The organism is Methylobacterium pseudosasicola (genome assembly GCF_900114535.1).
GTDB lineage: Bacteria > Pseudomonadota > Alphaproteobacteria > Rhizobiales > Beijerinckiaceae > Methylobacterium > Methylobacterium pseudosasicola.
The window spans coordinates 237,058-255,607 of the sequence record NZ_FOTK01000002.1 but is presented as its reverse complement, the minus strand read 5'-3'; the positions used below and the strand labels follow the sequence as shown (position 1 = coordinate 255,607).

21 protein-coding genes are annotated in these 18,550 nt (G+C 69.3%); 10 read left to right on the top strand and 11 right to left on the bottom strand.

Going from position 1 to position 18,550, the window contains the following annotated elements; translation table 11 throughout:
* Positions 1 to 228 precede the first annotated feature (228 nt).
* A complete protein-coding gene (locus tag BM228_RS03380) occupies positions 229 to 1,707 on the top strand; it encodes a methyl-accepting chemotaxis protein (protein ID WP_092037178.1) in 1,479 nt (492 codons plus the stop codon).
* 86 nt (positions 1,708 to 1,793) lie between these two features.
* Positions 1,794 to 2,468 carry an SOS response-associated peptidase gene (locus tag BM228_RS03375; RefSeq protein WP_092037176.1) on the top strand — a complete coding sequence of 225 codons (675 nt, stop codon included), beginning with the start codon at positions 1,794 to 1,796 and terminating at the stop codon, positions 2,466 to 2,468.
* Positions 2,469 to 2,484: 16 nt separating this feature from the next.
* On the opposite strand, the gene BM228_RS03370 is transcribed toward BM228_RS03375, so the two are convergent.
* From BM228_RS03370 to BM228_RS03355, 4 genes are all read right to left on the bottom strand, one after another.
* Positions 2,485 to 2,745 (bottom strand): hypothetical protein, encoded by a 261-nt coding sequence (locus tag BM228_RS03370; RefSeq protein WP_092037175.1) that lies wholly within the window; start codon positions 2,743 to 2,745, stop codon positions 2,485 to 2,487.
* A gap of 92 nt (positions 2,746 to 2,837) precedes the next feature.
* Positions 2,838 to 3,125, bottom strand: coding sequence for a hypothetical protein (locus BM228_RS03365; RefSeq protein WP_208611973.1), 288 nt, complete (start codon positions 3,123 to 3,125; stop codon positions 2,838 to 2,840).
* A gap of 99 nt (positions 3,126 to 3,224) precedes the next feature.
* Positions 3,225 to 3,857 (bottom strand): pyridoxamine 5'-phosphate oxidase family protein, encoded by a 633-nt coding sequence (locus BM228_RS03360; RefSeq protein WP_092037173.1) that lies wholly within the window; start codon positions 3,855 to 3,857, stop codon positions 3,225 to 3,227.
* Positions 3,858 to 3,959: 102 nt separating this feature from the next.
* Positions 3,960 to 5,336: a hypothetical protein gene (locus BM228_RS03355; RefSeq protein ID WP_244536997.1), complete on the bottom strand. Its 1,377-nt coding sequence runs from the start codon at positions 5,334 to 5,336 to the stop codon at positions 3,960 to 3,962.
* Positions 5,337 to 5,460: 124 nt separating this feature from the next.
* Here BM228_RS03355 and BM228_RS03345 point away from each other — a divergent pair, with 124 nt between their 5' ends.
* The 3 genes from BM228_RS03345 to der all read left to right on the top strand — a co-directional run bounded on the left by BM228_RS03345 (position 5,461) and on the right by der (position 8,267).
* On the top strand, positions 5,461 to 6,069 hold the full coding sequence (locus BM228_RS03345; RefSeq protein ID WP_092037172.1) for an NnrU family protein: 609 nt from the start codon (positions 5,461 to 5,463) through the stop codon (positions 6,067 to 6,069).
* A gap of 106 nt (positions 6,070 to 6,175) precedes the next feature.
* Positions 6,176 to 6,886: a tetratricopeptide repeat protein gene (locus BM228_RS03340; protein ID WP_092037371.1), complete on the top strand. Its 711-nt coding sequence runs from the start codon at positions 6,176 to 6,178 to the stop codon at positions 6,884 to 6,886.
* A gap of 28 nt (positions 6,887 to 6,914) precedes the next feature.
* Positions 6,915 to 8,267 carry a ribosome biogenesis GTPase Der gene (gene der, locus BM228_RS03335; RefSeq protein ID WP_092037170.1) on the top strand — a complete coding sequence of 451 codons (1,353 nt, stop codon included), beginning with the start codon at positions 6,915 to 6,917 and terminating at the stop codon, positions 8,265 to 8,267.
* Between the two features lie 139 nt (positions 8,268 to 8,406).
* Here der and BM228_RS03330 read toward each other — a convergent pair whose 3' ends face one another.
* From BM228_RS03330 to BM228_RS03300, 7 genes are all read right to left on the bottom strand, one after another.
* The gene (locus BM228_RS03330; RefSeq protein WP_092037168.1) at positions 8,407 to 9,525 is read right to left on the bottom strand and encodes a carboxylate-amine ligase; all 1,119 of its coding nucleotides are present in this window, start codon (positions 9,523 to 9,525) and stop codon (positions 8,407 to 8,409) included.
* Positions 9,526 to 9,785: 260 nt separating this feature from the next.
* Positions 9,786 to 10,163: a GNAT family N-acetyltransferase gene (locus tag BM228_RS03325; protein ID WP_244537001.1), complete on the bottom strand. Its 378-nt coding sequence runs from the start codon at positions 10,161 to 10,163 to the stop codon at positions 9,786 to 9,788.
* Between the two features lie 252 nt (positions 10,164 to 10,415).
* Entirely contained in the window at positions 10,416 to 10,664 is a 249-nt protein-coding gene (locus BM228_RS03320; protein WP_092037164.1) for a type II toxin-antitoxin system Phd/YefM family antitoxin, read from the bottom strand.
* A gap of 41 nt (positions 10,665 to 10,705) precedes the next feature.
* The gene (locus BM228_RS03315) at positions 10,706 to 11,116 is read right to left on the bottom strand and encodes a dihydrofolate reductase (RefSeq protein ID WP_092037162.1); all 411 of its coding nucleotides are present in this window, start codon (positions 11,114 to 11,116) and stop codon (positions 10,706 to 10,708) included.
* A 63-nt stretch (positions 11,117 to 11,179) separates the two neighbouring features.
* The gene (locus BM228_RS03310; protein ID WP_092037160.1) at positions 11,180 to 11,929 is read right to left on the bottom strand and encodes an SDR family NAD(P)-dependent oxidoreductase; all 750 of its coding nucleotides are present in this window, start codon (positions 11,927 to 11,929) and stop codon (positions 11,180 to 11,182) included.
* 153 nt (positions 11,930 to 12,082) lie between these two features.
* Positions 12,083 to 13,552: an amidophosphoribosyltransferase gene (gene purF / locus BM228_RS03305; RefSeq protein ID WP_092037158.1), complete on the bottom strand. Its 1,470-nt coding sequence runs from the start codon at positions 13,550 to 13,552 to the stop codon at positions 12,083 to 12,085.
* 132 nt (positions 13,553 to 13,684) lie between these two features.
* A complete protein-coding gene (locus BM228_RS03300; protein WP_092037156.1) occupies positions 13,685 to 14,293 on the bottom strand; it encodes a CvpA family protein in 609 nt (202 codons plus the stop codon).
* Between the two features lie 153 nt (positions 14,294 to 14,446).
* Here BM228_RS03300 and BM228_RS03295 point away from each other — a divergent pair, with 153 nt between their 5' ends.
* From BM228_RS03295 to radA, 5 genes are all read left to right on the top strand, one after another.
* The gene (locus tag BM228_RS03295) at positions 14,447 to 15,136 is read left to right on the top strand and encodes a queuosine precursor transporter (protein WP_092037155.1); all 690 of its coding nucleotides are present in this window, start codon (positions 14,447 to 14,449) and stop codon (positions 15,134 to 15,136) included.
* A 60-nt stretch (positions 15,137 to 15,196) separates the two neighbouring features.
* The gene (locus BM228_RS03290; RefSeq protein ID WP_244536996.1) at positions 15,197 to 15,526 is read left to right on the top strand and encodes an AbrB/MazE/SpoVT family DNA-binding domain-containing protein; all 330 of its coding nucleotides are present in this window, start codon (positions 15,197 to 15,199) and stop codon (positions 15,524 to 15,526) included.
* Positions 15,526 to 15,885 (top strand): type II toxin-antitoxin system PemK/MazF family toxin, encoded by a 360-nt coding sequence (locus BM228_RS03285; protein WP_092037153.1) that lies wholly within the window; start codon positions 15,526 to 15,528, stop codon positions 15,883 to 15,885. The genes BM228_RS03290 and BM228_RS03285 overlap by 1 nt, the downstream gene beginning before the upstream one ends.
* A gap of 99 nt (positions 15,886 to 15,984) precedes the next feature.
* Positions 15,985 to 17,067, top strand: coding sequence for an alanine racemase (gene alr, locus BM228_RS03280; protein WP_092037151.1), 1,083 nt, complete (start codon positions 15,985 to 15,987; stop codon positions 17,065 to 17,067).
* A 45-nt stretch (positions 17,068 to 17,112) separates the two neighbouring features.
* The gene (gene radA, locus BM228_RS03275) at positions 17,113 to 18,549 is read left to right on the top strand and encodes a DNA repair protein RadA (protein WP_091863997.1); all 1,437 of its coding nucleotides are present in this window, start codon (positions 17,113 to 17,115) and stop codon (positions 18,547 to 18,549) included.
* The last annotated feature ends 1 nt before the right edge of the window (position 18,550 follow it).

The window sequence follows — 18,550 nt, the reverse complement described above, 5'->3', positions numbered from 1 at the left end:
TACACGCACTTCATGTCTTCAGATTTTGACTATCGATCGCTTCAACGAATACAATATGGCTTGATTATTCCAGGATCGTGGAAACAAAAAGAAACAGACGTGCCAAATTTGCATCTTGATTTTAAATCTTTATTAAGGGCAAAAAATTCATCTTCTTTTCTCAGACGTTCGGTTCGCCCGGGATCAGATTCATAACCGTTAAGATATCTTAAGAGAATTGGACGACCGATGAGCATACTGTTCAATAGAGATATTCACGCCCGTGTCGAAGCGCTCGACCGTTCCCAGGCAGTCATCGAATTCGGCCTCGACGGCACGATCCTGACGGCCAACAAGAATTTCCTCGATGCGGTCGGCTACAGCCTCGACGAGCTTCGCGGCCAGTCCCACGGGATGCTGGTCGCGCCGGCCTACCGTGAGAATCAGGCCTATGGCGATTTCTGGGCCGCGCTCCGGCGGGGCGAATTCCAGGCCGGCGAGTTCAAGCGCATCGGCAAGGGCGGGCGCGAGATCTGGCTCCAGGCGACCTACAACCCGATCCTCGGCCGCGGCGGCAAGCCGATCAAGATCGTCAAGTTCGCCAGCGACGTGACGGATCAGGTGATGCGCACCATCGGGTACGAGGGCGAGATCGCCGCGATCAACCGGTCGCAGGCGGTGATCGAGTTCGCGCTCGACGGCACGATCCTGACCGCGAACGACAATTTCCTGACCACGCTGGGGTATCGGCTGGAGGAGATTCAGAGCCGCCACCACAGCCTGTTCATCGACTCGACCGAGCGCGACACTGCCGAATACCGGCGCTTCTGGGAAAGCCTGGGTCGCGGCGAGTACCAGATGGCCGAGTACCGGCGCATCGCCAAGGGCGGACGCGAGGTCTTCATCCTGGGCAGCTACAACCCGATCTTCGACCGCGACGGGCGCCCGCTCAAGATCGTCAAATTCGCCACCGACGTGACGGCCGCGGTGCTGGAACGCCGCCAGCGGGCCACATTGCAGAGCGTGATCGCGCGCGAACTCACCGCCATCGCGGAGGCCGCCTCCGGGGTCTCGCAGCAGGCCGGACAGGCGGCCCAATCGTCGACCCACGTCTCCGGCGACATCCAGACCGTGGCCTCGGGCGCCGAGGAACTCGCCGCCTCGGTGGCGGAGATCGGCGCGCAGGTCGTGCAGGCCTCGGAGATTTCCGGGCAGGCCGTGGGCCAAGCTCGCGAGACGCACCGGATCATCGCCGGTCTCAGCGAGGCGGCCGCCCAGATCGGCGAGGTCGTTGCGCTGATCCAGAGCATCGCGGCGCAGACCAACCTGCTGGCGCTCAACGCCACGATCGAGGCCGCCCGGGCCGGCGAGGCTGGGCGGGGCTTCGCGGTGGTCGCCGCCGAGGTGAAGGAACTGGCCAACCAGACCGCCCGGGCCACCGAGCAGATCGGCGCGCAGATCGCCGGGAGCCAGGAGGCCACCCGGGGGGCCGTGGAGGCGATCGACTCGATCCAGGGCACGATCGTGAAGCTCAACGAGGTCGCGACTGCGATCTCAAGCGCCGTCGAGCAGCAATCCGCCGTCACCCGCGAGATGTCGGCCAGCATGCAGACGGCCGCCCAGGGGGTTGGCGCGATCACCGCCAGCCTCGGGGTCATCGCCCTGTCCGCAGAGCAGGCGAACGGCGCCACGCAGCAATTGCGCGCCGCGGCGCAGAACGCCGCCTGAGCATGGGCGGCCCGACCGCGTGATGGCGTGCGGGGTCGACAGGTTCGCAGCGCGATGCCCGACGCCCCGAACGGTCCGAGAGCCCCATGTGCAATCTGTACAGCCTGCGTACCGGCCCCGCCGGACTGCGCCGCGCCTTCGGAGTCGCCCGAGACCGCACCGGCAACCTGCCGATGCTGCCGGCGATCTTTCCTGACCAGATGGCGCCGGTGGTCTGGAACGGGGCGGAGGGCCGGGAACTCGCCATGATGCGCTGGGGCATTCCCGGCCCGAAGGCCTTCGGCGAGCACCCGGTCACCAATGTCCGCAACGCAGCGAGCCCGCATTGGCGTCCCTGGCTGGGCCCGGCCCATCGCTGCCTCGTGCCGGCCACCGCGTTCAGCGAGTATGCCGACACCAAGCCGCGCAAGACGCCCGTCTGGTTCGCCCTCGACGAGGATCGGCCGCTCTTCGCCTTCGCGGGCATCTGGCGGCCCTGGACCGGCGTGCGCGGGACCAAGCGGGAGAACCCGGACCGGGTGGCGGAGGAGCACCGCCTGTTCTCGTTCCTGACCACGGACGCGAACGGCATCGTCGGCCCGGTCCATCCGAAGGCGATGCCGGTCCTGCTGACCGAGCCGGAGGAATGGGCCGCCTGGCTCGAAGCGCCGACCCCGGAGGCGCTCAAGCTGCAGCGCCCGCTGCCGGATTCGGCGATGCGGGAGGTCGCCCGCGGCGAACGCGCGGACGGCCCCGAGACGGATGCGGAGCCTGAAAGGTAAAGCCGGTCCGCGCGGGTTACTGGATCGAGCCGCCGTCCCGCGCCTGAAGCAGCCGCAGGGCTTCTTCCAGAACCGCGTGCAGATCCGCCGCCCCCTGCGGGCTGAGGGGCAGGCCGACCCGCTGGCCGTGGATCGTATCGAGGACGATCATGGCGAGGTCCTCGCCGATCAGCAGGCTGGGCTTCGGCAGGCAGAGCGGCAGGACGAAATCGCCCTCCGTCTCGCCGAGGGCATCGACCGCGTCGCCGGGGCGAAAGGGCTTGGTCTTATCGTTCATCGCGGGCTGTCCTCGCGGGCATGTCCGGCTGACGAGCGGAAGGCTACGATATCGGGCGCGCCTCGGCCAGCCTCGGGCGCCGGCCGCTGCCCTCAGTCCGGCATGCGCCGCAACCGGACCGTCAGCGTATCGATCTCCAGGGTTCCCACCTTCAGGGACTCCACCTCCAGCGTCCCGACCCGGGCGCGTCCGACCGAGAGGCGGCCGATCGCGAAGGCGCCGAGCGCCACCGCACCGAAGGCCGCGACCCCGATCGCCAGGGCTCCCAGCGCGGACGCCCCCATCGCGCCGGCCCCGACGGCTCCCGCTCCGAGCGCGGCGGCGTCGCGGGACGGGGCGGCTCCGGCCTGGACCGGGCGGCGCATCATGTCCTCGGGCATTCGAGATCCTCTCGCAAGATCCTCTTGCGGCGACCCCCTCGGGTATCGCCCTCCCTTCGGAACGCGGCAAGACCGGGCTCTCAAGACGGAGCGGCGCCGTCAGTAGAGCCGCGTCCGGTAGGATTCGGCGATCCGGGCCTCGGCTTCCGGGACGGCGGACGCGGCGGTCTGGTCGGCCAGGATGCGCCCCAGGCTGGGAAACGTGTCGCGCGCGACGTGGCGTGCCGGATCCCAGAGTTGCGCGCGCATCAGCGCCTTGCCGCAATGGAAGAACGCCTCGCGAACCCGCACGATCAGCCCGATGGTCGGCACCGTACCCTGGGCGCCCATCGGTTCGAGCAGCGCGCGATCCTGTGTCACCGCGGCCGTACCGTTCACCCGCAGGGTCTCGTTGATACCGGGCACGAAGAAGATCACCCCGATTCCGGGGCTCTCGATGATATTGCGAAAGCTGTCGATGCGGTTGTTGCCGCGCCGGTCGGGGATCACCAGGGTGCGGGCGTCGGGAACGGCCACGAAGCCCGGCGCGTCGCCGCGAGGGCTCGCATCGGCTTGGCCGCCCGCATCGGCGCTCGCCAGCACCAGGAACGGCGCCAGGGCGATGAACCGGCGCGCGTAATCGTCGATGTGGTCGAGCACCTTGCGGGCGGCGAGCGGACCGACGGCGCCGAACTGCGCGCGCAGCTCCGCCGCATCGCGGATCGTCGACGGCTCCTGGGTTTCGGTGTCCATGAGACCCTCGTGATAGCCGGTCGGAGCCAGCGTGGCTCAAGCTAAGCCTTCAAGCGGCAGCATCGTCCCGGAGGATGGCCCGGGGCTTTCGGGACGCCAGCATCAGGGCCAGACGCGGATCGACACCGGGCGGCGCAGCAGGTCCCGGTCGGAGGTGATGGTGCAGCCCGCGACGCGCAGGCTCGCGTAGGTCAGGAGCGCCCCGTCGCCGACATCGTCGAAATTGCGGCCCTTGGCCCCCGGATCGAGGAGCGACGGATAGGCGATCAGCGGCGCGGTCGCCGTGCACGGATCGTCGTACAGGGTCGCGCCTTCGAGGAGCAGGCGGGGCACGTCCCAGGCGATCAGGTCGCGCGAACTCGTCCAGTAGAAGCCGGATCGGGCGAAGCCCTCCCCGGCCTTGGCCATGAACACCGCGATCCAGGCGCCCGTGCCCCGGTGGCGGACCACGGCCCCGACCGGACCGGGGAACGGCCCCACCGGCCGGCAAGTGGCCGGAGGCTGGACGGATTTCCGGTAGGGGTCCGGGAAGGCGGCGGTGAAGCCGGTGCCGGTCCAGGCGCGCCACCGGGTCGGGTCGGCGGGATCATCGCTGCGGAACAGGCAGAGGCCCGCCTCCTGGTCGCTACCGGGGCGGTCCCAGCCCGTGGTCGAGGCCAGAAAGTAGCGCCAGCGGCCGTCCGCGACGATGTTCGACGGGTTGAAGAAGCCGCGGTGCCGGCCCTGATCGATTTCCTGCCGGAACGGCGCCCCGGCCACGACCACGGGCGGGCTCTGGCGCAAAAAGCTGCGCCCGCCATCCGCGGAAGCCGCCGCCGTGATCGTGTTGTACCAGCACGCCATGTATGACCCGGCCGGGCAGCGGCCGGGATGCTCGTTGGCCTGGTATTCGTGGTGCAGGAGCGCGGCGACGCGCTTGCCGTCTTCGGTCCAGGTGGCGGTGATCCAGGACCGGTCGTCATAGGCCGCCGGATCGGACTTTTCGCCGGAATCGAGCACCACCGCGCAGTCGAGCTTGAGGTGGTCGAGATCCGGCCCGCGCAGGGCGCGGTTGCGGTAATGCATCCCGAACAGGGCCACCGCCCCGGCCGCATCCCGGAACGCCCGGGCCGGCGCATCCGGCACATCGGCGCCGTCGCAGGCATCGCGCCCGGCCTTGAAGACGATCGCGGGCGGCCCGACCAGGGTCAGGGCCGACAGGGGCGGCTCGGCGGCGGCTTGGGCTGGCAGGGGGATGAGGAGCGCCAGGAGGGCGAAGGTGAATCCGAGAACCGCGCCCTTCCCTCCCCCCTCTGCGGGGGAGGGTGGCCCCGGCGTCAGCAGGGGTCGGGAGAGGGGAGCGACGGTGCAGGAGAGGTCGCTTCGCGTGCCAAATCCTCCGGCGTCGCGCTGCCCCTCTCCCGCCCCCCTCCGGGGGCCACCCTCCCCCGCAGAGGGGGGAGGGAAACGCGCCGTGGGTACAAGCCCCGTTCCAGCCATCCTGTACGCCAAGCCCATGGCCGAAATCCGGGTGCGTCCCGGCTACGCCTGGACAAAGCGCGCCAGATTCGCTTGAGAACCGTTACAGAGTACTTGCCGTCCGGCCGCCGCCCGAAAGACCTTCATGCTTCTCCTGATCCTCGGGCTCGTGCTGTTTCTCGGCACGCATGCCTTCTCGATGGTGCGCGGGAAGCGTGCCGAGATCGTCGGCCGGATCGGCGAGGGCCGATACAAGCTCGGCTACACCGCCCTGTCCCTGCTCGGGCTGGTGCTGATCGGGATCGGCTTCCACGATTACCGGCTCAGCGGCTACATCCCGGTCTGGGATCCGCCGGTCTGGACGCGCCACCTCGCCCTGACGCTGGTCTGGCTCGCCTTCATCTGCCTCGCCGCCGCCTACCTGCCGGGCCATATCCGGGCCAAGGCCAAGCACCCGATGCTGCTCGCCGTGAAGATCTGGGCCACCGCCCACCTGCTCGCGAACGGCGATCTCGGCTCGATCCTGCTGTTCGGGGGCTTCCTCGCCTGGGCGGTGGCGGCCCGGATCAGCGCCAAGCGCCGGGCGCTCGCCCCGGGGGCGGTGGTCGCCCAGCACGGCGGCGCCGTCGCGGCCCCGCATGGCTGGCGCAACGACATCCTGGCCGTGGTGATCGGGACGGCATTCTGGTTCGTGTTCAGCCGCTACCTGCACTACCCGCTGATCGGCGTGTCGGTCTGGCCCGGCACCGCCTGAGGCCACGCAGCCCACGCCCGCTGTCGCCAACCCGGCGCCCGTGTGTTAGGCGCGGGGCTCGATAGCTGTGCAAGGTGGCCCGCCGATTGGCGCGGGCCGGGATATGATGGCCGAGAACAACGAGTTCATTCGCGAAGTCGACGAGGACTATCGCCGCGACCGGATCCTCCAGATCTGGAAGCGCTACAGCGGCGTGATCATCGCGCTCGCCGTGCTGCTGGTGGTGGGCGTCGCCGGCTACCGCTACTGGCAGACCCAGCAGCGCGCCGCCGCCGAGGCCGCCTCGGTGCAGTTCGACGAGGCAAACCGGCTGGCCCGCGACGGCAAGGTCGCGGAGGCCGACAAGGTGTTCGACGCGCTGGAGGTCCAGGGCCCGGCCGGCTACCGCCTGCTCGCCCGGTTCCGCTCGGCAGCCGAGACCAGCAAGCGCGATGCGGAAGCGGGCGCGAAGGAATTCGACACGCTCGCCGGCGACACCGGCCTCGGCGACGGCCTGCGCGACCTCGCGCGCCTGCGCGCCGCGCTGCTGCGCCTCGACAGCCCGAACCCGGACCCGGCGCTCGCCAACCTTCAGGGGCTCGCCGCCGGCACGCCGTTCCGCCACACCGCCCGCGAGATGCTGGGCCTCGCCGCCCTGAAGAAGGGCGATTTCGAGGAGGCCGGCCGCTGGTTCGACCAGCTGGTCGCCGATCCCGAGACGCCCCGGAACCTGCGTGAGCGGATCGAGGTCTACGCGGCCCTCGTGGCGGGCGGCCCGGTCACCGTGACCGAGGCCAAGCCCGAGGTTGCCGCCCCGCCCCCGCCGATCACGCGCTGATTTTTCTTCGACCATTTCGAGACATACCATGGACATGCCGACCGTCGCGATCGTCGGGAGGCCGAACGTCGGCAAGTCGACCCTGTTCAACCGCCTCGTGGGCAAGAAGCTCGCGCTCGTGGACGATCGGCCGGGGGTGACTCGCGACCGGCGCGAGGGCGATGTCGCGTTCGGCGGCCTCCACTTCCGGGTGATCGACACCGCCGGGCTCGAGGAATCGGACGCCGCGACCCTCATGGGCCGGATGCGGATGCAGACGGAGGCGGCGATCCTCGCCGCCGACGTGGTGCTGTTCGTGATCGATGCCCGCGCCGGCGTGCTGCCGGCCGACCAGCCCTTCGCGGAGCTGGTGCGCCGGGCCGGCTGCCCGGTGATCCTCATCGCCAACAAGGCTGAGGGCGGCACCGGGCTCGCGGGCGCCTACGAGGCCTTCACCCTCGGGCTCGGCGACCCGATCCCGTTCTCGGCCGAGCATGGTGAGGGCCTGGGCGAGCTGCACGAGGCGCTGAAGGGCGTCCTGCCCAAGCCTGACCCGGAGGATGACGACGCGGACGAGGACGCCCCTGGCGGCCGCTCCCTCAAGGTCGCCATCGTCGGCCGCCCCAACGCCGGCAAGTCGACGCTGATCAACCGGATGCTCGGCGAGGATCGGCTGCTGGTCGGCCCCGAGGCCGGCATCACCCGCGATTCGATCTCGCTGGATTGGGAGTGGCGCGGCCGGAAGATCAAGCTCCACGACACCGCCGGGATGCGCCGCCGCGCCCGGATCGACGACAAGCTGGAGAAGCTTGCGGTTTCGGACGGGTTGCGCGCCGTGCGCTTCGCCGAGGTGGTGGTGGTGCTGCTCGACGCCACGATCCCCTTCGAGAAGCAGGACCTCACCATCATCGACCTGGTCGAGAGCGAGGGCCGGGCCGTGGTGATCGGCCTCAACAAGTGGGACCTCGTGGCCGACCAGCCCGGCCTGCTTAAGCAGCTGCGCGAGGATTGTACGCGCCTGCTGCCGCAGGTGCGCGGCGTCGCGGTGGTGCCGCTCTCGGGGCTCGCCGGCGAGGGCCTGGACAAGCTCATGCAGGCGGTGGTGCAGGCCTCGGAAGTCTGGGACAAACGGATCTCGACCTCGCGCATCAACGACTGGCTGAACGAGGCGACCTCCCGCAACCCGCCCCCGGCGGTGTCGGGCCGGCGGATCAAGATCCGCTACGCCACCCAGGTGAAGAGCCGGCCGCCGCATTTCGCGCTGTTCGGCAACCAGCTCAACGCCCTGCCGAAATCCTACACCCGCTACCTGGTCAACGGCCTGCGCGAGGCGTTCGAGCTGCCGGGCACGCCGATCCGGCTCAGCCTGCGGACCTCGCAGAACCCGTTCGACAAGGGCTGAGGCGTTTCCAGCCGAAAGATCGCGCCGTCATTGCGAGCGCAGCGAAGCAACCCAGGGCAGCGCGCGATCCTCGGGTGTGGTGCATCCCTGGGTCGCTTCGCTGCGCGCGCGATGACGAAATGGGGCGCGCGCAGAGCGGTCACCGGGACGCATCGGCGATCCAGTCCACGGCAGAGGCCAAGGCGGCGCGCTCGTCCTTTCCGTCGGCCAGTGCCGCCTCGAACGCCCCGACCTGCCCGTCCGCGCTGGTGCCCTCGGTGACGATCGCTCGGGCGCGAGCGACATCCGCGGTGCAGCCCAGCGCATCCGCATCCTCCTCCACCAGGGCGAGGACCGCCTCCAGCGCATCGGCGAACGGCACAGCCTCGGCCTTTGCTTCGTCGATCAGCGTCGCGCGCACGCCGCTGTGCTGGGCCCGCCACAGGTTCTCCGAGGCAAGCGCCCGCGAGACGCCGTCGAGCCCGGCATTGAGGTCGGGCCGGCGCACGCACAGGCGCACCAGGCAGCGGTACAGGGCGGCGACGCAGAGCGAATCGTCGAGCCGGGTACAGGCATCGGCGATGCGCAGCTCCAGGGTCGGGAACTTGATCGACGGCCGCAGGGACCACCACAGAAAACTGGCATCCGCGATGGCGCCGGAGCGGGTCATGATGTCCACGAACCGCGCATGGGCGGCTGCGTCCAAAAAAAGCTCGGGGAGGCCGGTGCGGGGCAATTCGCCGAAGACGCTGAGCCGGTAGGCCATCAGCCCGGTCGCCTCCCCCTGCCAGAACGGCGAGGAGGCCGAGAGCGCCAGCAGCAGCGGCTGGAACGGCAGCAGCCGGTTCATCAGGTCGACCCGCGCCTCCGGGTCCGGCACCTCGACATGGACATGCATGCCGCAGATCAGCGCCCGCCGTGCCGCGATGCCGACATCCGAGAGGATGCCCTTGTAGCGCGCGCCGTCCGTTGCGGTCTGGCGGGACCAGCGGGCGAGCGGATGAGTGCCGCAGGCCAAGAGGCTCAACCCGTTCTCGGCCGCGATGCCGGCGAGTTGCCTCCGCTGCCCACCGAGATTGTCCCGGGCGGCCTGCGCATCGGCCAGCGGCGGCGTGCAGAGTTCGACCTGCGCGGCGACCAGCTCGCGCCCCGTCTCGGGCAGCTCCGCCTTCACCCGGGCATGGAACCCGGCGAGGTCGCCTCGGGGCGTGCCGCGGGTCTCGGCATCGGCGAGGAAATACTCTTCTTCGATGCCGAAGCGGTAGCTGTGGGCGCTCATCTGCGTCTCCGGCGGGCCATCGCCATCACATAGCAGCGGCGGATAGGGTTTCGACGGTAGCGCGACGACCTATCCGGTAACGACCGGAAGTCGGAGTGTGCTGGCATCGGAGCTATTTTGTCGAACGTCACATCGAATCCGCGAAGCGGAGCCTGGGTTCAGCGCGATGCGGGACAGCTACTATGGGGAGGAACTACCATCATGGTGGAACGCCCGCCTCCGCGCTTCATGGCGGCTCGCTGATGGTCGAGGGGCGCGATTCACTTAATGCGGCGATGCATCCGGAGCGCCGATCGATGAAAGCCGATTGCCTCGTAAAACGCATGAGCACTCGCTCGGTCGAGACCAGTCGTGAGTTCAAGCGTATCGCACCCGGCGCTCTTGGCGAGTTCATAAGCGAACTCAACAAGCTGTCGCCCGACCCCATGCCGCCGTTCGTCTTCGGCAACAACGAGCGTCGTGATCCGAGCTAGGGGCTGCGGATAGAAGAGTAGCGGCGCAATGTGAACGGCGAGAAGACCGAGAGGTTTGCCTGTAGCGCCTTCCGCTAGGAATGCAGGATCGGTGTTACTGTTCTCGGCGAGGCTCAATCGTCGCTCGATCTCATCCGGGGCGTGATCAAACCCAAGACCCCGCATAAGTAAGGCAATCATTGAAGCGTCGCATACCTCGACGCCGCGAATTCGAACACGCGACATAGTCTTTGCTCAGCGCCGCAGACGTTCCAGCTAGGCATATCCGAAACGGGCGAGCAAGGAACACTTGTCCCCGGCCACAAACGGCCTTCACCAGCGAGCGCCCGACATACGGATTTGCTTGGTTGGCGATGTTTAGAGTTAAAAATCTCACATCGTCAGCATGGTGACCGGCTATTGGCATCAAGGAAGCCCTCACCACTCGTCGTCGCGGAGGGCGCGAACCAGCTGGCCGGCATCCTGCGTGGGCACCCGCATCGGCACGCGACGCAGGGCGAGCCAATCGAGGTCTTCGGCGGTGATCGGGCGTCCGGCCCGACGGATCGGGTTCAGCGTCGCCACCGGTCGCCCGTCGCGCGTGATCACGACGCCCTCCCCCGAGAGCGCGCGGTCAATCAGGTCGGTGAGGTTTCGCTCCGCGTCCTGGACGCTGTGCTCGCTCATGAGCCGATGATAGGAAGCGCACCGGCGACCTGTCCAGCGGCTTACGCCGAGCGCAGCGCCCCGCCCACCAGCCAAGCCGGGTCGAACCAGCGGTCGGCCTCGCCGTCATAGGGCAGGCGCGTGATGTCCCAGTTCTGGATGTACCGGGCGTAGACGTTCCACACCGCGATGCCGCCGCCCACGAAGATCCGTCGGCCCGGATAGCGCTTGAGCACCTGCTCCGGATCCTCGTGACTGCGGATCACGTCGATGGTGCGGTCCTTGAAGGCGAATTCGGGGACCGAGGCCACGGTCTTCGGCCCGGCGATCAGCACGTGGCCCATGGTGAGCGCGAAGAAGCGCGTCACGTCCTCCACGAACAGCGGATCGGTGTTGCCCTCCCAGGGCAGGTGCCCGTTCAGGCCGAGTTGGCCGCGCAGGCCGATCGCACAGATGCAGCGGACGTCGATCATCGTAAATCCCAACCCATGCGGGCTCCGCCCGCAACCCGCCGGGGCCGCAGGCCCCGGACCCCTCTACTCGGGCGCGCGGAACTGCAGCACCCGGTCGGCGGGGAAATCGTAGAGCTTGCCGGTCTCGGTCCAGTCCGGGGCGGCGAGCCGCACGAAGTGGGGGGCGAGGTCCTCGGGGGTCCTGAGGGTCGCAGGATCTTCCCCCGGCATCGCCGAGCGGCGCATGCCGGTGCGCAGCGGCCCCGGGTTGAGCAGCATCGCCCGGATCGCGGTGGTCTCGGTCTCCGCCGCGTAGGTCCGCACCAGCGCTTCGAGCGCCGCCTTCGAGACCGAGTACGGCCCCCAATAGGCCCGGCATTTCGAGGCGGCCCCGGATGAGACGAAGACCACCCGGCCGGCGTCCGACATGCGCAGCAGCGGGTCCAGCGAGCGGATCAGGCGCCAGTTGGCGGTGACGTTCACGTCCATCACCTGGCCCCAGACCTTCGGGGTAATGTGGCCGATCGGCATGAGCGCGCCGAGGATGCCGGCATTGCCGACCAGGATGTCGAGCCGCTTCCAACGCTCGTTGATCGCCGCGCCGAGCCGGTCGATGGCGTCGTAATCGGCGAGATCGAACGGCACGAGGGTGGCGCTGGATCCGGCCGCCCGGATGGAATCGTCCAGTTCCTCCAGGGCGCCGACCGTGCGGGCCACCGCGACCACGTGGGCGCCGGCCTCGGCCAGGGCCAGGGCGGCGGCCCGCCCGATGCCGCGGGACGCCCCGGTCACCACTGCCACGCGGCCTTCGAGCTTTCTCTGAGGATCAGCCATGCCCAGGACCTAGCGCATTTCCGCGCCAGGAGGACCAAAAAGTTCCGGTTTCAAAAGGTCCGTGACCTTTTGCGGGTGCAGGGCGGAGCCCTGCGAAGACCCAGGGGCGCAGCCTCTACCCCACCAAAGGGCTCGCCCTTTGGGAACCCCGTGTCAGTCCGCTTCGGCGAGCATCGCGAAGCGCTTCGGGCCGGCGATGGATAGATCGGTCAGGCCGGTCGGGTAGTCGCCCGTGAAGCAATGGTCGGTGTATTGCGGGCAGGCCGCATTGCGCTCCTCCTCGCCCATCGCTCGGTAGAGGCCGGGGATCGACAGGAAGGCGAGCGAGTCGGCGCCGATATACTTGCGCATCGCCTCGAGGTCGTGGGTCGCGGCCAGCAGCTTCTCCCGCTCTGGCGTGTCGATCCCGTAGAAGTCCGGGTAGGTGATCGGCGGCGAAGCGATCCGGAAATGCACCTCGGCGGCGCCGGCCTCGCGCATCATCCGGACGATCTTCACCGAGGTCGTGCCGCGCACCAGACTGTCATCGACCAGAACGATGCTCTTGCCCTCGATCGCCGCGCGGTTGGCGGAGTGCTTCATCCGCACGCCGAGCTCACGCACCGACTGGGTCGGCTGGATGAAGGTACGGCCGACATAGTGGTTGCGGATGATCCCCATCTCGAAGGGGAGGCCGGTCTCCTGCGCGAAGCCGAGCGCCGCGGGCACGCCGGAATCCGGCACCGGCACGACGATGTCGGCGGGGGCGGCGGCCTCGCGGGCCAGTTCCCGGCCGATCGCCTTGCGCACCGCGTAGACGCTCTTGCCGTTCACGACTGAATCCGGCCGGGCGAAGTAGATGTATTCGAAGATGCAGGGCCGCATCGGCACCGCGTCGGCGAAGCGGATGGATTCGACGCCCTCCTCGGAGATCACCACGACCTCGCCGTTCTCGACGTCGCGGACGTAGCGGGCGCCGATGATGTCGAGGGCGCAGGTCTCGGAGGCCAGCAGGTAGCGGCCGTCGAGTTCGCCCAGCACCAGCGGGCGGATGCCCAGCGGGTCGCGGGCGCCGATCAGCTTTTTGTTGGTCAGCGCCACGATCGCGTAGGCGCCCTGGATCGCCTGCAGGGCATCGATGAAGCGCTCGACGATCCGCGGCTTCCGCGAGCGGGCCGCGAGGTGGAGGATCACCTCGGTGTCGGAGGTCGACTGCGTGATCGCGCCGTCGCGCACGAGGTCGCGCCGGATCGACAGGGCGTTGGTGAGATTGCCGTTATGCGCGACCGCGAGGCCGCCGCTGGCGAGCTCGGCGAAGAGCGGCTGCACGTTGCGCAGGATCGTCCCGCCGGTGGTCGAGTAGCGCACGTGCCCGATGGCGGCGCGGCCTTTCAGCCGGGCGATGGTGTCGCCGTCCGAGAAGGAGTCGCCCACCAAGCCGGGGCGCCGCTCGGAATGGAACACCGCGCCGTCGAAGGAGACGATCCCGGCCGCCTCCTGGCCCCGGTGCTGCAGGGCGTGCAGCCCGAGCGCCACGATGGCCGAGGCCTCCGGGTGCCCGAAGATGCCGAAGACGCCGCACTCCTCGCGCAGCGTATCGCCGTCGAGGTCGAAATCGGAGGCGTAAGCGTCGGATTGGGACATGCTGCGATCGATCACTTCACGAGTCCCGGCGGCGACGGGCCGGAGCGCCGGTCGTCGCGGATATCATCCGATCGTCTCCGGAACCGCTATCTAGGTGTTTCACGGAGACCGACCAACGGTGCGCGCCGCAGATCAGCGTCGCGTCGGGGTCGGCGCGGTCTCGGTGCGGCGCTGGGGCGCCACGTCGGTCTCGGCGGGGGCGTCGGCCGCCTCGTTGGGCGGCGTGACGGCCTTCGGCTTCTTGAACTGCTTCAGGAAGCCTTCCGGATTCTCAGGCAGCTGGGCCACCAGGGCGTCGCCGGATTTCTCCAGCATCGGGCGCGTGCGCGCCTGCGCCGCCCAGTCCGGCACCTTGCCCTGCACCAGCCAGGACAGGAACACCCAGCCGATCACGCAGATCAGGAAGCCGCGGCCCGCCCCGAACAGGAAGCCCAGCGAGCGGTCGACCGCGCCGATGCGCGAATCGAGCACCACGTCGGAGATCTTCACGGTGATGATCGAGACGACGATCAGCGTGCCGAGGAAGATCGCCGCGATGGAGGCGACCAGCGCTACGGTATCGCTGTTGACGTGCTGCTTCACCAGCGGAAGCAGCATCGGATAGAACGACCACGCGACGGCGGCGGCGGCCACCCAGGCGATGATCGCCAGCACCTCGCGGGTGACGCCACGCACGGCCGCGAGCAGCGCGGAGACCGCGACGATGCCGAGCACGACGAGATCCAGAACGGTAAACGGCATCTGTGAACTTTTAGGAACCAGAGGGGATGCCGCGGCGGCCATGCGGCTCCCCGGGACCGGGGCCGAAGTATACCAAGCCGAACCTCGGCCGTCACCCTCGGGTGCGGGCCTCGGCCGAGGCCTGTGCCGTCCGTGCATCAGCCGCGTTCGACCATGAGTGCCGCGCGCGTTTCCGCCGGCCCCGTTTACCTCGTTCCGATCGCCGGCCTGTTCGGCGCGGTGCTGATGATCTCGCTGGTGCTGGCGGGCAAGATCGTCTCGGTGGGCGGCTTGACCTTCACGGCGGCGGTGATCGTGTTTCCCGCCTCCTACCTGTTCGGCGACGTGCTGACCGAGGTCTACGGCTATGCCAGCACCCGGGCGGTGGTCTGGACCGGCTTCCTGGCGCAGGCGCTCTGGATCCTGGCCTACGGGATCGCGGCGGCGCTGCCGCCCGCGTCGTTCTGGCCGCACCAGGCGGCGTTCGAGGCGGTGCTGGGCGCCACCCCGCGGCTCGCGCTCGCGGGCCTAGCGGCGTATCTCACCGGCGAATTCCTGAACGCCTACCTGCTCGCCAAGCTGAAGCTGCGCTTTCGCGGCCGAGGGTTGGCCGCGCGGCTCGTCGCCTCGACGCTGGTCGGCCAGGGCATCGATTCGGCCCTGTTCATCGGGCTCGGCTTCGGCGGGCTCTACCCCGCCGCGGATCTCGTCCGTCTCGCGCTGTCGATCTGGGCGCTGAAGGTCGCCTGGGAGATCGTGGCCCTGCCCCTCAGCGTGCCGCTGATCGGCTTCCTGAAACGCGCCGAGGGGCGCGACGCCTTCGATACGGACACGGATTTCAACCCGTTCCGCTTGCGGGGGTGAGAGGTGTTGGCGGCACCAGAAAAGTGCTACCTTTGTAGCACCTTCCAGAGGAGCATGACCATGCCGGCAGCCAAGCGAACGCCTGGCACGAAGACGAGCGCCAAACCGCCGACTCAAGCGTTGACGACGACGGTTGTCACCGTTCGGCGCCAGGGGGGAGCCCGCGTGATGACGCTCCCTCCCGCCGTTCTGGCCGCTATCGGAGCCGATACGGGCACCGACCTCACACTTGCTGTACAGGACGGCGCCCTGGTCGCGACACCGGTCACGAAACGGAAACGCCGCTACACCCTGGCGGAGCTTCTGGAAGGCGCCGAGCATCTGCCGGCCTTATACGCGGACACCGCAAAGGCTCTGGAAGGTCCCCCAGTGGGCAATGAGATCGGGTGATGGGCCCGCGGTCGAAGATCCCGAAGCGCGGCGAGATCTACTCCATCAACCCCAACCCGGTCGTCGGCCGGGAAATGCGAGATCGGCATTACTGGATTGTCCTCACGCCGGAGGCCGTGAACGTTCACGGCACGGCAATCGCCGTGGTCATCTCCACTGTGGCGGCGGGCGCCCGCGCCGCGGGCCTCACTGTCCCCGTCACAGCGGATGGCGTGACCGGCGTGGCGGTCTGCACGCAGGTCCGCAGCTTCGATCTCCGGGCGCGCCTCGCCGATGGCAGTGCGAGCCTCGCCGGTATCGCGGATCCGGACATCGTGGGCGAGATCGCCGCGCGGGTTGCCAGTCTCGTCGACCCCTGAGACCAATGCCGTGAACCGACTCGCCTCACGGGTCCGCATCGTGCATCCGTCCGCGGGGAATCGAGGATCGGGGACGCTTCGGTGGCGGGTAGTCGGGCAGTGACGGAATCCGGACGCGATATCGGCGCCCACGGCGCCCGGCTGACCATCGATCTCGGGGCGATCGCGGCGAACTGGCGGATGCTGGCCGCCCGGGGGGCCGATTGCGCCGCCGTGGTGAAGGCCGATGCCTATGGCTGCGGCGTCGCGCGGGTCGGGCCGGCCCTGTGGGCGGCCGGATGCCGGACCTTCTTCGTCGCGCACCTGTCCGAGGGCATCGCGGCCCGGGCCGCCTTGCCGGAGGCCGCGATCTACATTCTGAACGGCCTGCCGCCCGGCGCCTGTGAGACTTTCGCGGCCCACAGCCTGCGCCCGGTGCTCGGCAGCCGCGAGGAAATTTTGGAATGGGCGGCGTTCTCGGAAAGTCGTCTGCCGGCAGCGCTCCATGTCGATACCGGCATGAACCGCCTGGGGCTGCCGGTGTCGGAGGCGCTGGAGCTCGCCGGTGATCCGGGCATCGCAGCCGCCGGAATCGACCTGCTGCTCAGCCACTTCGTCAGCGCCGAGAAGCCGGAGGATCCGGTCAACGTCCGGCAGATCGCCGATTTCGCCCGGGTCCGGGCGGCCTATCCGGGCCTGCTTGCCTCACTCGCCAATTCCTCCGGCGTGTTCCTCGACGGCGCCCGGCACGACCTGCTGCGCCCGGGCTACGCCCTGTTCGGCGGCAATCCGACGCCCGGGGCCGCCAACCCGATGCGCCCGGTGGTGCGGCTGGAGGCCCTGATCGCCCAGGTCAGGACCGTCGAGGCCGGGGCCAGCGTCGGCTATAACGGCCGCTGGACCGCCTCCGCCCCGAGCCGACTCGCCACCCTGTCCCTCGGCTACGCCGACGGCTTCCCGCGGGCGATCAGCGGGCGCGGCCAAGCCTTGGTCGGTGGCGTGCCCTGCCCGATCCTGGGCCTGGTCTCCATGGACCTGATCATCCTCGACGTCACCGCGGCCCCCGCCGCCCGGCGGGGCGCCGAAGCCGTGCTGATCGGCGCCAGCCTGGATATCGACACGGTCGGCCGCGCCGCCGGGACGATCGGCTACGAGATCCTGACGGGGCTGGGTTCGCGTTATGTTCGAACTTATGTAGGGTGAGCCGACCCTTTCTTCGAATGCCGGACCGGCGGCGCGCGGACCCGAATGGCCAAGATCCACCAGACCTTCGTCTGCCAATCCTGCGGGGCGGTCTACAACCGCTGGCGTGGGCGCTGCGAGGCGTGCAACGGCTGGAACACGATCGTCGAGGAGGCGGCCGCCGCGCCCGGCCAGTCCGGCCCGGTGGCGACGCGGCCGTCCCGCGCCCGCGGCCGGGTGTTTCCGCTGGAGGGTCTGACCGGCGAGACCAAGGAGGCGCCGCGCATCCCCTCGGGAATCGGCGAGCTCGACCGGGTGACCGGCGGCGGCTTCGTGCGCGGCTCGGTGATCCTGCTCGGCGGCGATCCCGGCATCGGCAAGTCGACCCTGCTGATGCAGGCCTCCGCCGCCATGGCGGGCACCGGCGAGCGGGTCGCCTACATTTCCGGCGAGGAGGCGGTGGGGCAGGTGCGCCTGCGCGCCGAGCGGCTGGGCTTGAGTTCCCGCCCGGTGGATCTCGCCGCCGAGACCAATGTCGAGGACATCATCGAGACCCTGAGCCAGGGCCGCCCGCCGGCGCTGGCGATCATCGACTCGATCCAGACCATGTGGACCGAGACGGTGGAATCGGCACCCGGCACAGTCACGCAGGTGCGCTCCTCCGCCCAGGCGCTGATCCGCTTCGCCAAGACTACCGGTACGGCAGTGATCCTGGTCGGCCACGTCACCAAGGACGGGCAGATCGCCGGGCCCCGGGTGGTGGAGCACATGGTCGACGCGGTCGCCTCGTTCGAGGGCGACCAGGGCCACCATTTCCGCATTCTGCGCGCGGTGAAGAACCGGTTCGGCCCCACCGACGAGATCGGCGTGTTCGAGATGACCGATGCGGGGCTCGCCGAGGTGCCCAACCCCTCGGCCCTGTTCCTGGCCGGGCGCGACCATCAGGCCGCCGGCACAGCGGTCTTCGCCGGGATGGAGGGGACGCGGCCGCTGCTGGTGGAGATCCAGGCGCTGGTGGCGCCCTCCTCGCTCGGCATGCCGCGGCGCGCCGTGGTCGGCTGGGACCCGAACCGGCTGTCCATGGTGCTCGCTGTGCTCGAGGCCCATGGCGGCATCCGGCTCGGCACCCACGACGTTTATTTGAACGTGGCCGGGGGCCTGCGCATCACCGAGCCGGCGGCGGATCTCGCGGTAGCCGCCGCCCTGGTCTCGTCCCTGTCGGGGGCGGTGCTGCCGCCGGAGACCGTGTATTTCGGTGAGATCGGCCTGTCCGGGGCTATCCGCCCGGTGGCCCAGGCAGGATCCCGGTTGAAGGAGGCCCAGAAACTCGGCTTCGCCAAGGCGCTGATCCCGCAGGGCCGCGGCGAGGGCGACAAGGCCCTCGCGGTGGAGACCCTGCGCCACATCGCCGACTTGGTGGCTGGGATCAGCGCCGGGGCGCCGCGGAAGGGATCCGGGCAGCGCGGACGAGCGCAATCGCGCTACGCCGACGAGGAGGTTTAGA

Excerpts from the sequence above, each read along its gene's own strand:
- der (WP_092037170.1), top strand. The coding sequence starts at position 6,915 with ATGGACATGCCGACCGTCGCGATCGTCGGGAGGCCGAACGTCGGCAAG.
- BM228_RS03365 (WP_208611973.1), bottom strand. The coding sequence starts at position 3,125 with ATGCCCGAGGACATGATGCGCCGCCCGGTCCAGGCCGGAGCCGCCCCG.
- BM228_RS03370 (WP_092037175.1), bottom strand. The coding sequence starts at position 2,745 with ATGAACGATAAGACCAAGCCCTTTCGCCCCGGCGACGCGGTCGATGCC.
- BM228_RS03320 (WP_092037164.1), bottom strand. The coding sequence starts at position 10,664 with ATGAGCGAGCACAGCGTCCAGGACGCGGAGCGAAACCTCACCGACCTG.
- BM228_RS03360 (WP_092037173.1), bottom strand. The coding sequence starts at position 3,857 with ATGGACACCGAAACCCAGGAGCCGTCGACGATCCGCGATGCGGCGGAG.
- BM228_RS03375 (WP_092037176.1), top strand. The coding sequence starts at position 1,794 with ATGTGCAATCTGTACAGCCTGCGTACCGGCCCCGCCGGACTGCGCCGC.
- BM228_RS03290 (WP_244536996.1), top strand. The coding sequence starts at position 15,197 with ATGCCGGCAGCCAAGCGAACGCCTGGCACGAAGACGAGCGCCAAACCG.
- BM228_RS03325 (WP_244537001.1), bottom strand. The coding sequence starts at position 10,163 with ATGCGGGGTCTTGGGTTTGATCACGCCCCGGATGAGATCGAGCGACGA.
- BM228_RS03340 (WP_092037371.1), top strand. The coding sequence starts at position 6,176 with ATGGCCGAGAACAACGAGTTCATTCGCGAAGTCGACGAGGACTATCGC.
- BM228_RS03355 (WP_244536997.1), bottom strand. The coding sequence starts at position 5,336 with ATGGCTGGAACGGGGCTTGTACCCACGGCGCGTTTCCCTCCCCCCTCT.
- BM228_RS03300 (WP_092037156.1), bottom strand. The coding sequence starts at position 14,293 with ATGCCGTTTACCGTTCTGGATCTCGTCGTGCTCGGCATCGTCGCGGTC.
- BM228_RS03315 (WP_092037162.1), bottom strand. The coding sequence starts at position 11,116 with ATGATCGACGTCCGCTGCATCTGTGCGATCGGCCTGCGCGGCCAACTC.
- BM228_RS03285 (WP_092037153.1), top strand. The coding sequence starts at position 15,526 with ATGGGCCCGCGGTCGAAGATCCCGAAGCGCGGCGAGATCTACTCCATC.
- BM228_RS03310 (WP_092037160.1), bottom strand. The coding sequence starts at position 11,929 with ATGGCTGATCCTCAGAGAAAGCTCGAAGGCCGCGTGGCAGTGGTGACC.
- BM228_RS03345 (WP_092037172.1), top strand. The coding sequence starts at position 5,461 with ATGCTTCTCCTGATCCTCGGGCTCGTGCTGTTTCTCGGCACGCATGCC.
- BM228_RS03330 (WP_092037168.1), bottom strand. The coding sequence starts at position 9,525 with ATGAGCGCCCACAGCTACCGCTTCGGCATCGAAGAAGAGTATTTCCTC.
- radA (WP_091863997.1), top strand. The coding sequence starts at position 17,113 with ATGGCCAAGATCCACCAGACCTTCGTCTGCCAATCCTGCGGGGCGGTC.
- purF (WP_092037158.1), bottom strand. The coding sequence starts at position 13,552 with ATGTCCCAATCCGACGCTTACGCCTCCGATTTCGACCTCGACGGCGAT.
- BM228_RS03380 (WP_092037178.1), top strand. The coding sequence starts at position 229 with ATGAGCATACTGTTCAATAGAGATATTCACGCCCGTGTCGAAGCGCTC.
- BM228_RS03295 (WP_092037155.1), top strand. The coding sequence starts at position 14,447 with ATGAGTGCCGCGCGCGTTTCCGCCGGCCCCGTTTACCTCGTTCCGATC.